Source organism: Pseudoalteromonas shioyasakiensis, assembly GCA_013391845.1.
Lineage (GTDB): Bacteria > Pseudomonadota > Gammaproteobacteria > Enterobacterales > Alteromonadaceae > Pseudoalteromonas > Pseudoalteromonas apostichopi.
Map to the genome: position 1 here is coordinate 2915073 of CP058414.1, position 13330 is coordinate 2928402.

12 protein-coding genes are annotated in these 13330 nt (G+C 40.2%); 4 read left to right on the forward strand and 8 right to left on the reverse strand.

Going from position 1 to position 13330, the window contains the following annotated elements:
- Positions 1-26: 26 nt before the first annotated feature.
- The 4 genes from trmD to ffh form a co-directional block, all read right to left on the reverse strand.
- Positions 27-794 carry a tRNA (guanosine(37)-N1)-methyltransferase TrmD gene (trmD, locus tag HYD28_13370; protein ID QLE09858.1) on the reverse strand — a complete coding sequence of 256 codons (768 nt, stop codon included), beginning with the start codon at positions 792-794 and terminating at the stop codon, positions 27-29.
- Positions 794-1327, reverse strand: coding sequence for a ribosome maturation factor RimM (gene rimM / locus HYD28_13375; GenBank protein ID QLE09859.1), 534 nt, complete (start codon positions 1325-1327; stop codon positions 794-796). The genes trmD and rimM overlap by 1 nt, the downstream gene beginning before the upstream one ends.
- A gap of 17 nt (positions 1328-1344) precedes the next feature.
- Positions 1345-1593, reverse strand: a complete 249-nt coding sequence (rpsP, locus tag HYD28_13380) for a 30S ribosomal protein S16 (protein QLE09860.1) — start codon at positions 1591-1593, stop codon at positions 1345-1347.
- Positions 1594-1833: 240 nt separating this feature from the next.
- The gene (ffh, locus tag HYD28_13385; protein ID QLE09861.1) at positions 1834-3210 is read right to left on the reverse strand and encodes a signal recognition particle protein; all 1377 of its coding nucleotides are present in this window, start codon (positions 3208-3210) and stop codon (positions 1834-1836) included.
- Positions 3211-3453: 243 nt separating this feature from the next.
- Between ffh and ccsA the strand changes: the two genes are divergently transcribed.
- From ccsA to HYD28_13400, 3 genes are all read left to right on the forward strand, one after another.
- A complete protein-coding gene (gene ccsA, locus HYD28_13390; protein ID QLE09862.1) occupies positions 3454-4257 on the forward strand; it encodes a cytochrome c biogenesis protein CcsA in 804 nt (267 codons plus the stop codon).
- A gap of 61 nt (positions 4258-4318) precedes the next feature.
- Positions 4319-5587, forward strand: a complete 1269-nt coding sequence (locus tag HYD28_13395) for a DUF21 domain-containing protein (GenBank protein ID QLE09863.1) — start codon at positions 4319-4321, stop codon at positions 5585-5587.
- 163 nt (positions 5588-5750) lie between these two features.
- A complete protein-coding gene (locus HYD28_13400) occupies positions 5751-6590 on the forward strand; it encodes a mechanosensitive ion channel (GenBank protein QLE09864.1) in 840 nt (279 codons plus the stop codon).
- Positions 6591-6604: 14 nt separating this feature from the next.
- Here HYD28_13400 and HYD28_13405 read toward each other — a convergent pair whose 3' ends face one another.
- From HYD28_13405 to HYD28_13420, 4 genes are all read right to left on the reverse strand, one after another.
- Positions 6605-8779: a VRR-NUC domain-containing protein gene (locus HYD28_13405; GenBank protein QLE09865.1), complete on the reverse strand. Its 2175-nt coding sequence runs from the start codon at positions 8777-8779 to the stop codon at positions 6605-6607.
- Positions 8780-8845: 66 nt separating this feature from the next.
- The gene (locus HYD28_13410) at positions 8846-9034 is read right to left on the reverse strand and encodes a DUF3185 family protein (protein ID QLE09866.1); all 189 of its coding nucleotides are present in this window, start codon (positions 9032-9034) and stop codon (positions 8846-8848) included.
- A gap of 78 nt (positions 9035-9112) precedes the next feature.
- Positions 9113-10522: a sensor histidine kinase gene (locus tag HYD28_13415; GenBank protein ID QLE09867.1), complete on the reverse strand. Its 1410-nt coding sequence runs from the start codon at positions 10520-10522 to the stop codon at positions 9113-9115.
- Positions 10522-11196: a response regulator transcription factor gene (locus HYD28_13420; GenBank protein ID QLE09868.1), complete on the reverse strand. Its 675-nt coding sequence runs from the start codon at positions 11194-11196 to the stop codon at positions 10522-10524. Before HYD28_13420 ends, HYD28_13415 begins: the two co-directional genes overlap by 1 nt.
- A 175-nt stretch (positions 11197-11371) precedes the next feature.
- Between HYD28_13420 and HYD28_13425 the strand changes: the two genes are divergently transcribed.
- The gene (locus HYD28_13425; GenBank protein ID QLE09869.1) at positions 11372-13315 is read left to right on the forward strand and encodes an LTA synthase family protein; all 1944 of its coding nucleotides are present in this window, start codon (positions 11372-11374) and stop codon (positions 13313-13315) included.
- Positions 13316-13330: the final 15 nt, after the last annotated feature.

A 13330-nucleotide genomic window follows, 5' to 3' on the forward strand; every position in this document is an offset into this window, starting at 1 on the left:
CTCACTTTCCTAGGTGTAACTGTCTTCTAGCCACAAGCTTGTTGGTACTCTTGCTGAAACTCAGCAAGGAGTGCCGCTTGCTCCTCAGTCAGAGCTAGGTTATGCAACAAGTCAGGACGACGAAGCCAAGTTCTACCAAGTGATTGCTTTGTGCGCCACTTAGCGATTTCTTGGTGGTTTCCGCTGAGCAATACAGCAGGCACCTGTTTATCATCCAATGTCTCTGGCCGTGTATAGTGAGGACAATCAAGCAAGCCATTCGAAAATGAATCTTGCTCAGCTGACTGGTTATGACCTAACACCCCTGGTACTAATCGTGCTACTGCATCAATTAGCGTCATTGCGGGTAGTTCACCACCACTTAAAATAAAATCACCAATTGACCATTCTTCGTCAACGTATGATTCTATAATTCGCTCATCTATACCTTCATAGCGACCGGCAATTAAAATCAGCTTTTCTGAATGCGCAAGTTCACTTGCACCTTGCTGATCTAATTTGCGCCCTTGCGGTGACATATAAATTACTTTTGCACCATCACCTGCCGCTTTTTTAGCGTCAAGGATAGCTTGTTTCAATGGTTCAACCATCATTAACATGCCAGGACCACCCCCGTAAGGACGGTCATCTACAGTTCTATGCTTATCAGTAGCATAGTCACGCGGATTCCAGCAGTTAAAGTCAATTAGACCATTTTTAACTGCGCGACCTGTAACCCCTTGAGTGGTAATCGCATCAAACATGTCCGGGAAAAGGCTAATCACCCCTACCCATAGCGAACTCGTTTGTGACATTAAAACCCTGGGTCCCAGTCAACGGTAATTTCTCTTGCATCATATTTAACTTCTTTAATAACAGAGTCTGTTAAGAAAGGAATTAAACGTTCTGCTTGGCCAAATGCATCTTTTTTGTTTGCTTTCACAACCAAAACATCATTTGAGCCTGTCTCCATAAGGTCATCGACTGTGCCTAAGTTATAACCTTTATCAGTTATAACAGACATGCCGATCAGATCTCGCCAATAGAATTCACCTTGCGGTAATTCTGGTAGCTGCGCTGCGTCTACTGAGATTTCTACATTGGTTAAAGCCATTGCTTCGTCTCGGTCGTTTACTTGCGCAACTTTAGCGATAAAGCCTTTGTTGTGGCGACGCCAGTCGACCACTTCTAAGGTCTGCCATTTACCTTGCTGCCCTATCAACCATGGGCTGAAATCGAAGATCCCTTCGGGATCATCAGTAAATGAATGCACCTTAAGCCAGCCCTTTATACCATACGGGGCACCGAGCTTTCCTACTGTAATATACGAGGTGTTCTCTTGACTCATGGTTACTCTTACGCCTATTAAGCCGCTTTACGAGCGTCTTTAACTAACTTAGCTACGCGATCTGAAAGAGATGCGCCTTGACCTACCCAGTGTTCAACACGAGATAAATCTAAACGTACTTTTTCTTCCTGACCAGAAGCAATTGGGTTAAAGAAACCTACTTTCTCGATGAAGCGACCGTCACGCGAGAAACGGCTATCCGCAACCACAATTTGATAGAAAGGGCGTTTTTTAGCGCCACCACGTTGCAAACGAATAGTTACCATACCGTCCTCTACATTAGATTGACTGTTTTCATTAATAAGATTTACTCCCCAGTACGGGAAGCTGGGGAATTGTACGAGTTTTTTGCAACATTGCAAGTAAGAACTGCTGCAAAATGTAAGTTTAGTTGATTAAACACTGATCTGGCCTTTAAATCTTACATGCAGCTAACAACTATGCATAAATTATCTACAAAAAAAGGAGCTATACGCTCCTTTTTATACACTTAATAAAAAGCGCTATTAAAATTTAGGACCACCACCCATCATGCCAGGTGGTAACATGCCTTTCATACCGCGCATCATTTTCTTCATACCCCCCTTGCCTTTCATCTTTTTCATCATCTTCTGCATTTGCGTAAATTGCTTAAGCAGTTTGTTGATTTCTTGCACTTGGGTACCAGAGCCTGCGGCAATACGTTTTTTACGAGAGCCCTTGATGATTTCAGGACGCGCGCGCTCTTTTGGTGTCATTGAGTTAATGATGGCTTCCATTTGTACGAAAGTCTTATCGCCCATCTGCCCTTTTACGGCGTCTGGTAAGTTTTGCATGCCCGGTAGCTTATCAAGCATCGACATCATACCGCCCATGTTCTTCATTTGACGAAGTTGCTCAGCAAAGTCATCTAATGTAAAGCCGTCACCTTTAAATACTTTCTCAGCAACTTTAGCCGCTTTCTCTTTATCTACTTTCATTTCGACTTCTTCGATTAATGAAAGTACATCACCCATACCTAGGATACGAGAAGCAATACGGTCAGGGTGGAAAGGTTCAAGTGCATCAGTGCGCTCACCTACACCCATAAACTTGATCGGCTTACCGGTAATATGACGGATTGATAATGCAGCACCACCACGAGCATCACCATCAGTCTTTGTTAAGATCACACCACTCAAAGGTAGCGCTTCATCAAATGCTTTTGCGGTGTTTGCTGCATCTTGACCTGTCATCGCGTCAACGACGAATAAGGTTTCGATTGGATTAATCGCACTGTGCAGTGCTTTGATCTCGTCCATCATGTCGTTATCGACATGTAAACGACCTGCAGTATCGACTAATACTACATCGATGAACTTTTTCTTCGCGTGTGAAATCGCATTATTCGCAATATCTACTGGCTTTTGTGAGATATCGCTTGGGAAGAACTCAACACCCACTTCATCAGCAAGTGTTTCTAGCTGTTTGATTGCTGCCGGACGATAAACGTCAGCACTAACAACTAACACAGACTTTTTCTTACGCTCTTTTAAGAATTTAGCTAGTTTACCAACACTGGTTGTTTTACCAGCACCTTGTAGGCCCGCCATCATCACTACCGCAGGCGGCTGCGCATTAAGGCTTAACTCTTCATTTGCTTCACCCATTGCCTTTTCAAGTTCTTCACGAACAATCTTAATAAAGACTTGGCCTGGACTTAAGCTTTTCGTTACTTCAACACCAACGGCGCGTTCTTTAACTTGCTTAACGAACTCACGAACAACAGGTAATGCAACGTCCGCTTCCAAAAATGCCATGCGGACTTCACGTAATGTATCTTTTATATTTTCTTCAGTTAGGCGTCCGCGGCCACTGATATTTTTTAAGGTTTTACCTAAGCGTTCTTGGAGATTCTCAAACATGTAAAGGTTCCGATAAAACGTGTTTCACCTGTAGTGTACATAAAACAGACAAGTTTGAAGACAATACAGGCAATATTAAAATTTAATTACTAGCAGTATACCGTAAATGGTGGTCGACAATACAGTGTTCAAGTGTGTAGTTTGAGTTTCTTTTTACAAACTCTATGCTTTTTCCTTGCTATAAAATACAATGGCATCAAAGAGACAAGGATTTATCTATATAAATTAAGTGGCCAAAACACGATGATTATTAGTTTAACTATTATTGCTAGTTTGTTTTATGTGTTAGCAACGTCACATGTGCTATCACGCCTTTTCCACAAACAAGGTCCGAGCCAAAAACTCACAGTGATACTAAGCACTGTGGCTATCCTTGCCCATATGCTATTACTGGTTAATTCAGTTTTTCGTGCTGACGGTCAAGATTTGAGTATCGTCAACGTTGCTTTATTGACCTGTTGGGTCATCGTAGTATCCGTTACAGCTGTGTCGCTCAAGTTCCCTGCTACCTTATTACTACCAGTTGTGTATGGTTTTGCGGCCTTACTTACACTTGCCAGCTTATTTATTCCGCATCATGTGATTTTACAATCAATAGATGTTGAACTTGGCTTAGTCACTCATATATCGTTATCACTTTTGGCATATTGTGTGCTGATAATCTCGACACTCTATGCGGTACAGTTTTACTTTATTGATAAGCGTTTAAAGCGCAAAGACTTAGCAATCGTACACAGTCATCTTCCACCTTTAATGGTCGTTGAGCGTCAGCTTTATCAATTACTCACGCTTGGTACAATTCTACTTACCTTTGCACTACTTTCTGGGTTTATCTTCTTAGAAGGTATGTTTGCCAGTGAATTTATCCATAAAACGGTTTTATCGTTAATTGCTTGGCTTATTTTCACTGTTGTAACAGTGGGTCACTTACGTCAAGGCTGGCGTGGTAAACCCGTGGTGTTTTCGATCATGATAGCCGCTTTTATCTTGTCGCTTGCTTATTTTGGCAGCCGTTTCATCCAAGAAGTGATTCTAAATAAGTTTTAACTTGACTCAGCAAGCTGTCTCTAGCTTAATATGCACTGATTTATAAAAAAAGGATCCATCGTTGGACGACATATCGACTAGTACCCTGTTTATTATATTGGGATTATTGATACTTATTTCTGCTTATTTTTCTGGTTCTGAAACTGGAATTATGTCAATTAACCGTATCCGCTTGCGACATCTTGCTAAAGAAGATCATCGTGCAGCGAAACGCGTCAGCAAACTGTTAAGTCGCCCTGACAGACTCATTGGTCTGATCTTGATTGGTAACAACCTAGTTAATATCGCTGCAGCACAGGTTGCAACGATTATTGGTATTCGCCTATACGGTGACCTCGGTATCGCAATTGCAACTGGTGCACTGACCTTAGTGGTTTTAATCTTTGCCGAAGTAACACCAAAGACACTTGCAGCGCTTTACCCAGAAAAGGTCGCTTTCCCAAGTTCGATTGTCCTTAAGGGGCTTTTGAAAATACTTTTCCCATTTGTGGTTATCGTAAACTGGATGACCAATGGCATGCTGCGCTTGTTTGGTATCACAACAGCACAAATTGAAGAGCACAGTTTAAGTAAAGAAGAATTAAAAACCGTGGTGAACGAATCTGGTGCTCTATTACCAGCTCGCCACCAAAGCATGCTGACTTCAATTTTAGATTTAGAGCAAGTAACTGTTGAAGATATTATGATCCCACGCAACGAAATTGTTGCTATCGATATCAATGATGACTGGAAACTTATTAGCCGTCAGCTAACTCATGCTCAGCATACTCGCGTTTTATTATATCGTGACCAAATTGATGATGCTGTTGGCTTTATTCACTCACGTGATGCACTGCGCCTGTTAACTAAAGAACAGTTTGATAAGCCATCACTATTACGTGCGGTTCGTGAAATCTACTTTATTCCTGAAGGCACATCACTAAACACACAATTGCTTAAGTTCCAGCAATCAAAAGAGCGTATCGGTTTAGTTGTTGATGAATATGGCGATATCCAAGGCCTAGTAACACTTGAAGATATTCTCGAAGAAGTTGTTGGTGACTTCACAACAACGCAAACTCGCACGCCAAGTGAGGAAGTTACAGAGCAAGACGATGGCTCAGTACTTGTAGATGGCGGTGCTAATATTCGCGATTTAAATAAAGAAATGGGTTGGGAGCTCCCGATTGATGGCCCGAAAACGCTAAGTGGTTTAATCGTTGAATACTTAGAGGATATCCCAGACTCAAACCTAAGTTTACGTATTGCCGGATACCCTATTGAAGTGATCGAGATAAAAGAAAACATGGTGAAGTTAGTTAAAGTTATTCCAAGCAAACGCACGGAGTAACGTTCGACTCACCCCAAAAAAGGAGTAGCTTGCTACTCCTTTTTTGTTAGTTATAACTGAAACGCCTCAGAAAATTCACATTTTCCCAGCAGACCCCACACCGTAAAGCAATTCCTCTACTATTATTTTCTTTAAATACTCTGTTGTATAACAAGGAAAAATAATGGACGAAATATCAATCGAGAAAATCTACAACCAAGCTATAGAGTTGCTAATGCTCTACGGGCCAAAGTTTATTCTAGCAATACTGGTTTTAATCATTGGTTGGTGGTTAATTGGTAGAGTTGCCAACATGGCTGAAAAATCAATGAATAAGGTCAAATTCGAAGTTGGTTTGACGCACTTTTTAGTCTCCTTCATTTCTGTCATTTTAAAGGTACTACTGCTGATATCTGTTGCCTCGATGATTGGTATCGAAACAACCTCATTTATTGCAATGCTCGGAGCAGCCGGTTTAGCCGTAGGTATGGCACTGCAAGGCAGTCTAGCGAATTTTGCAGGTGGAGTGCTTATCCTATTCTTCAAGCCTTTTAAAGTAGGTGATGTTATTGAAGCCCAAGGCTACATGGGGAAAGTAGTAGAAATTCAAATTTTTGTCACTGTTTTACTTACCTACGATAATGAAAAAATCATTATTCCAAATGGCACGCTATCGAATGGCTGTGTTAAGAATAAGTTTGCAGAGCCAACACACCGCGTTGCAATCGAGTTTGGTATTAGCTATGGCGATGACGTTCATAAAGCCCGTGACGTGCTTATGAGCGTTCTGGATGACTATGATCTGGTATTAAAAGATATAGAAGATAAAAAACCAACAGTGCATGTTAGCCAGCACGGTGAAAGTCATATCGGCATGTTAGTGTGGGCTTGGGTTGAATCGGATAACTACTGGCCTGTGTACTTTGGTTTGTATGAACGAGTCAAAATTGCCTTTGATGCTGCTGATATCACTATTCCATTCCCACAGCGAGATGTTCATATTCACCAATTCCCTGGTAAATAATTTACAAGGCGAGGTCAACTCGCCTTATTTGATTGTGCTTGTTGAATTCGTATCAATAACTCTGCCGTAGCAGTTGCATCGGCTAATGCTCTATGATGATTCGTTAAGTTCAATTCAAAGTGTGTCGCTAAGTTACCAAGTGAATAAGACTTTAGCTTTGGAAATGTCTTTCGTGATTCAACTACTGTACATAGCTTAGGCATTTTAAAACCTTGCCCGAGTGCAGCGTATTCCTTGCGAATAAATCCGTAATCAAAATTCACATTGTGAGCAACAAATACACTGCCTTTTAACAGGGCACGCAACGTGTCGGCTATGTCCTCAAAGCGAGGAGCATCACGTACCATTGCCGCGTTAATTCCTGTTAATTTGGTAATAAAGGCAGGAATACTTCGTTCGGGATTGATTAAACTCGCCCACTGCTTAATAACTTCGCCAGCTTGTAACTGCACAACCGCAATTTCAGTGATTTTATTATTCCCTTGTACGCCGCCAGTGGTTTCTATATCGACCACACTATAAATGCGATTTGGATCATTAAACCAGCTCACCTTAACGATATTTACTTCAAAGCCGTGTTGTTTTAAGACATCAATACTGACAAGTTGGTTGCGTCTTAGTTTGTCGCCCGGAGCTTTAACTTCTTCAAATGTGAGCTTATGCTCTTTTAAAACCATTAAATCTGGGTAACCATCTTTAAGCTGCTTAAAGGTTTTTGTCATTTGCAATAAATGCGCTTTTAAACTAGCTAGACTGCTGTGTTTTATCAACATTTTTAGTGGCTCTAAAATATCGCTATGCCACATAAAAACACCATTGGCTATTTCGTAGTACTGTCCTGCGTTTTTACAAACATATTTATACAACGCTTCATTACTAGTGAAATTTGCAAGCTTTTGCTCAATTTGTGTATGCTGCGATGTGTAAAAGCAATCAGCAAGTAGTACTTGTGGATAAAGATCAAATTCATTACACGGCGGGTACGGTGTCTCGATAAAGAGCTCTTGCCAAAATGTTAGGGTAAAAAGACTTAACCAAAGATTATTCTCGGTAAAAAACACAGTGTTACCGAGCTGTTGATAATACTCGCATACTCCTTGCTCTACATCACCACGGTAAATGTCATCAACCTCTATTTGATGCTCTGTATCAATTAACATTTGTGTTAAGCGTGAACGTTGCTGCTTATTATATTTACGCTGTAGAAAGTCTTCGGCGAAATACAAAATGCTATCATCAAGCGGGTTTTGGATAATATTTTCAAGCTTATGCTCAACCCAGCTTTTGTCTCCTAGCTTGTAACGCTGGCGAATTGCCAGCTCTTGCGCTTCACTACTGCCCTCACAATGCTCTAGTAACTCAAATGCAAAACCTAAGTCATGATCTTTAAGCTGCTTATATAAGCGGATCAGTAACTTGTTTTTGATGCTCTGGGCTAATTCATCTTCACAGTTAATAGCTAAAAGTGCTTGAGCTAAGGTTTGGTACTGTGTTTCTGATTGGCTTTGCTTAAGCTGCATACGCAACTGGTTTAATTGATAATGCGATTGTGCCTCGGCTAAGGTTTTAAAACGCGATAAGCTGTCGCTGACATCACCACGTACTTTTGCAATTCCTAAGTCACGCATTACAAAGCGATTTTGATGGTTTATATCGCCTTGACTTAGTCGGCCGCTATGTAAAAACTCAAAGTATTCATAATACTGGCTTCGGCTATTGACCACGAACTGACTAAATAAAGCGTCTAAATCACTGTGGTTGCGGTCAATATACTGTTTACAAAGTTGAATTAAGCTATGTTTGCTGGCTGATTTTTTATAATCAGGTTGTGTCGTCATTAACTCATCGTTTGCTAATAAGGTTAATAAAGTTGGCTTTGTTAAATGCTCAAGCAGCAAATCTAATTCATCATGACTTGGATGTGCCACCAGCCCCTGTTGCTTTAGCTTAAAAATAGCCCCATGTAGATTAGGGATTTCTTCATAATTTAACGATGACAGTGCCACGATTTTTGGTTTACGGGAATAAATACGCAGCAAAGTACACAAACTTTGCTCATCAAGTAGGGTGAGTTTTTCAAGAAATTGCATTTGCTCAGCTAAGAGTAAATGCGTGCACTGAGATCGAATAAACTCAGCGAGCTCAAAGAAATGACTTAAATAATATTTTGCTGGTAATTGTGTTTTCATAGCCAAACCTGACACTGTATATAAATACAGTATCAGGTATTAGTAAACTGATTTCAATGTTTGAGGCTATTTAACTTTTAAAATACCTACAATCGCGCAAATTGCACCGCCTACCATACCGAGCCAAGCCTCAATCGGTGTATCACCACTAAAAGTTCGGCTAATTTGTGCACTTGCAGAGTCATAAACGTTATATCCCCATACTGCGAGCGCTACACCAATAACGATTAAAGCAATACCTATAATTTTTCCCATCGTGTTGTTCCTTTTTTGTTGTTTTGATTTCGTGCTGCTATGTTTAGTTTTGCACATATAATAATTAGCTGCAAAACCTTAAGAAATAATCAAACTAAAGGTTATGTTTTGCTCACTTAACGAAACCTGAAGTTCAGCATCAATTGCTTTACTTAACGCTTTGGCAATGGATAAGCCTAAGCCAAAGTTATCTTCAGACGTTCTGGCACTATCTTTTTGCCAAAGCGGATCAAATAACTGGCTAATGTCTTCATCTGTTAATGGTACTTTTAATTCGTTAGTAACAGAAAATTGCAACTTCCCCTTTTTATTAAGCAGCGAACTTACAGTCACTATGCTCTTTTCTGGACTGTATTGTTTAGCGTTATTTACAAGGTTGGTGATGATTGATTCAAGGGCAAATAAGTTACTTACAATGGCTGGGATATCATCTTGAAACTCAAACTTAACCCATTCTAAATCGCACTTTTCTAAGGTGCGTAAAATAACCTGATTTAAATCACATGCATCTTGCTTTGGTAGGGCTTCATCACTGTACTTATGCAGTAGCAATAAGTTCGACACAATGCTCTTTAAACGCTGGCTAATTTTTAGCACTTCAGGTTTAAAGTCTGCCTCAAACTCTTTTTCATTTGGAAAACGAATCGCCACTTCAGCCATATTTATAAGCTCAGCAATCGGCGTTTTTAACTCATGGGCAATATCTGAGGTCAAGCGCTTTTCACGAAAATAGAGCTGGCGGTTTTCTTGAATAAAGGCATTTAAGCTATCAACAATGGGTTGCAGCTCTTTCACAGGTTCTTTTATTGTTATCACGGCACTTTTATCTGCGATACTAAGCCGACTTATATCACGGTTTAGTTTATTAAGTGGCGCTAGAGAACTGTCGACCGATTTACGCACAAATAATCGAATGAATACGATTACTGACACGGTAGAAACAACAAAAATAACGTCAATTAACCATAAAATAAAATCAACTTTTTCTGATGAAGCTGCATAAGCCAAAGTAAGCGTGGTGTGATGCGTTTTGCTCACGCCATCAAAAAAATTTCTATGTGAGTGAGAGTCGATTTGCGGCTGGAAACGAGTATAAATAATTCGCCCGTCACGACCATCCGGCAGCTCAGTGGTCATTATTTTCGCTTCACCCAGTTTTAATTTTTCAAACTTGAGGTTCTTCAAAGCGAATAAGTTAAGGCTCTGTGAGCGGGTAAACACCCCATCATCAGTCCACATTTGAAAATATTCAGGCTCAACTTGACCATCAAATTCTGGCATAAAGTCACTAGAAAAATTAAAAGTTAACCCCTCTTCATCTTCATGAACCAAAGTCATCAGCATACCGGCTTTTGATTTCATGCCACGGTTAAATTCATTATCAATCCAACTATCAACGGCTATATCAGTGGCGACTAAAATACTTAAAACTAGCCCAGTTATAGTAATCGATAATGTAGTTACCAACTTACTGCGAATTGACTTCATTATTTTCCTTGAATGATATAACCAAAGCCACGCTTAGTTTGAATAGGTAATTCACCGCCTGCCACCCTAACCTTTTTGCGGGCCGATGATAAATGCGCTTCAATGGAATTTTTTGAGACCAAGTCATACTGCCCAGCTATGTAGCTACTCAACTTTTCTGCAGTGATCACTTTATTTTGATTGCTAAATAAACACTCAACTATTTTATATTCGTTAGGTGTTAAGTCGACTGAAGTACCGCCGACTTGTAAGAGTTTTAATTGTAAATTTAAAGCCAAGTTATCAATGCGGATCACATCACTGATTGTTTTCAGACCACCGCGACGCATTAAATTTAATAACCTTGCATGCAGCTCATCAAACGAAAATGGTTTGGTCAAATAATCATCGGCCCCAGTCAGCAGCCCCATTACTCTGTCTGCAGGTTCTTGCTTGGCAGATAAAATAAGCACACGCACATCGAGCTGCTTTGCTCTTATGGTTTGTAATAACGTAATGCCATCAAGACTGGGTAACATAATGTCGAGTATTACTAATTCGTACTCACCAGACATGGCCATACTCAAACCTTCAGCACCATCGCCGGTTTCATCAATGGTAAAACCTAAGTTTTCAAGGCCAATTCGTAGACTACGTCTTAATGACACCGAATCTTCTATTATCAACAATTTCATATGTTACTCATTTAGATAAAAACCACTTTTGTGTCATTAGGTTACGCTCAAAACCTTAAGATTCCCTTAAGATTTACTTAAGTTTTTCTAGTTTAGAAAATATTAAGATTACCATAAGGGTTTCTTAAGTTTCACTGCCTAGTATTGCCATAGTTTCGATTAAGTAAGTACGACTATGACAGCAAAACTCTCTGTTTTAAAACCTTTGTTCCGTTTTTCATTAATATTAATGGCAGTTTTTATACTGTCGAGAATAAGCTTGCTAATATGGCAACAGCAAAGGTTAGCTGATGGCGATAGCCTAGCGGTTTTATTTGGCGGCTTAAGGGTAGACTTAAGTAGTTTAGGGTACTTATTAGCCCTTGCCGTTTTAATGTTGATAGCTCATGTTCTTTTGCGTAGCAAAACCTCTTTATTGCAACTTATTTTTACTCTTTATAGCAGCATAGTCGTTACTTTAATCGTGGTTATTGAAGCTTCTACTCCCGCGTTTATTACCCAGTACGATGTACGACCAAATCGCTTATTCGTCGAATATCTTGATTACCCCCAAGAAGTATTTTCCATGCTATTACATGGCCACCTGTTCGCTATGATAAGCACCTTAATTATTGCAACGCTAAGCTGTGTGTTTGCGTATCGTTATATAAATGCAGCATTTAGCAAACAACAAAACGCTAAAACTGTTAGCCAAGTTGTAATACTCGTTACCACTTTATTAGTCTGCTTAATTAGCGCACGAGGCACTGTAAGCCACCGCCCTTTAAATCCTGCTTTAGTGTACTTTTCAAGTGACTCGCTGGTTAACTCGCTGGCTTTGAATTCAACGTACAGTGTGGCATTTGCTATTAAAAATATGGGCAATGAGAAAAATGCCAGTAGTTTATACGGCAACATGCCACGTAATGAGATTTTACAAACAGTAAAGCAAGCAGCCTATAAACAAAAGTTTATAACTGAGAATATTCCTACACTTTCAAGCAACACGCCTTTTAACACGGGTAAGAAAAAGAATTTAGTTATCATTTTAGAAGAAAGCTTAGGTGCACGTTTTGTTGGTGAACTAGGTGGCATTGGTGTGACTCCTGAGCTTGATAAGTTATACAAGCAAGGCTGGGGCTTTAATAACTTATACGCAACTGGCACTCGTTCTGTTCGAGGCATTGAAGCGGTAACAACTGGGTTTACTCCGTCTCCTTCACGCTCAGTGGTAAAACTATCAAAATCACAGCGTAATTTTTTCTCACTAGCTGATGTATTAGCCCGCACAGGCTACACCACTCAGTTTATTTACGGCGGTGAAAGTCATTTCGATAATATGAAAAGCTTTTTCTTAGGCAATGGCTTTAGCGATATTGTAGATATCAATGACATGCAAAACCCTGAGTTTATTTCGTCATGGGGTGTAAGCGACGAAGACTTGTTCAATCAAGCTGATAAAGAGCTAAGCGCATTAAATAAAGCAGGCAATCCTTTTTTTAGCCTTGTGTTTACTTCAAGTAACCACGATCCATTCGATATTCCAGAAGGTAAAGTAACACTACCTGAAGGCCATGACCCAGAAAACCTCAAACGTGATCTAGCAATCAAATATGCAGACTATGCACTAGGTAAATTCATAGCAAAAGCAAAAACGCAAGATTACTGGCAAGACACAGTATTTTTAGTGGTTGCAGATCATGATGTGCGAGTGTTTGGCTCAGAGCCTGTGCCGCTTAAATCGTTCCATATTCCTGCCGTGATCCTAAATAGTGGTATGGACGCAAAGCAGGATACTCGCTTAGTCAGTCAAATAGACTTACCTGTCACTTTGTTATCGCTATTAGGCGTAGACCAAGCGACACCTATGCTTGGTTATGATTTAACTAAACAATACCCAGTTGAGCGCGCCATGATGCAGTACTACGACAACTTTGCTTACGTTGAAAATGGTGAGGCAGTGATACTCATGCCAAACCAAAAGGTTAGCTATTGGCACTACGACCCAGCCACTAAAACCCAAGTAGCTATTGATAAGGCCGGCAGCAGCGTTGAACTTGCCAAAAAAGCTCTGGCTCACGTCTTATTTAGCAATTTAGCTTATACCGAACAGTTGTATCGCTTACCAAATAAATCGTAGCGATGAGGAATAATC

Coding starts and splice junctions, on each gene's coding strand:
- HYD28_13400 (QLE09864.1), top strand. CDS start 5,751: ATGGACGAAATATCAATCGAGAAAATCTACAACCAAGCTATAGAGTTG.
- HYD28_13410 (QLE09866.1), bottom strand. CDS start 9,034: ATGGGAAAAATTATAGGTATTGCTTTAATCGTTATTGGTGTAGCGCTC.
- HYD28_13420 (QLE09868.1), bottom strand. CDS start 11,196: ATGAAATTGTTGATAATAGAAGATTCGGTGTCATTAAGACGTAGTCTA.
- rimM (QLE09859.1), bottom strand. CDS start 1,327: ATGAGTCAAGAGAACACCTCGTATATTACAGTAGGAAAGCTCGGTGCC.
- HYD28_13425 (QLE09869.1), top strand. CDS start 11,372: ATGACAGCAAAACTCTCTGTTTTAAAACCTTTGTTCCGTTTTTCATTA.
- rpsP (QLE09860.1), bottom strand. CDS start 1,593: ATGGTAACTATTCGTTTGCAACGTGGTGGCGCTAAAAAACGCCCTTTC.
- HYD28_13405 (QLE09865.1), bottom strand. CDS start 8,779: ATGAAAACACAATTACCAGCAAAATATTATTTAAGTCATTTCTTTGAG.
- ccsA (QLE09862.1), top strand. CDS start 3,454: ATGATTATTAGTTTAACTATTATTGCTAGTTTGTTTTATGTGTTAGCA.
- ffh (QLE09861.1), bottom strand. CDS start 3,210: ATGTTTGAGAATCTCCAAGAACGCTTAGGTAAAACCTTAAAAAATATC.
- HYD28_13415 (QLE09867.1), bottom strand. CDS start 10,522: ATGAAGTCAATTCGCAGTAAGTTGGTAACTACATTATCGATTACTATA.
- trmD (QLE09858.1), bottom strand. CDS start 794: ATGTCACAAACGAGTTCGCTATGGGTAGGGGTGATTAGCCTTTTCCCG.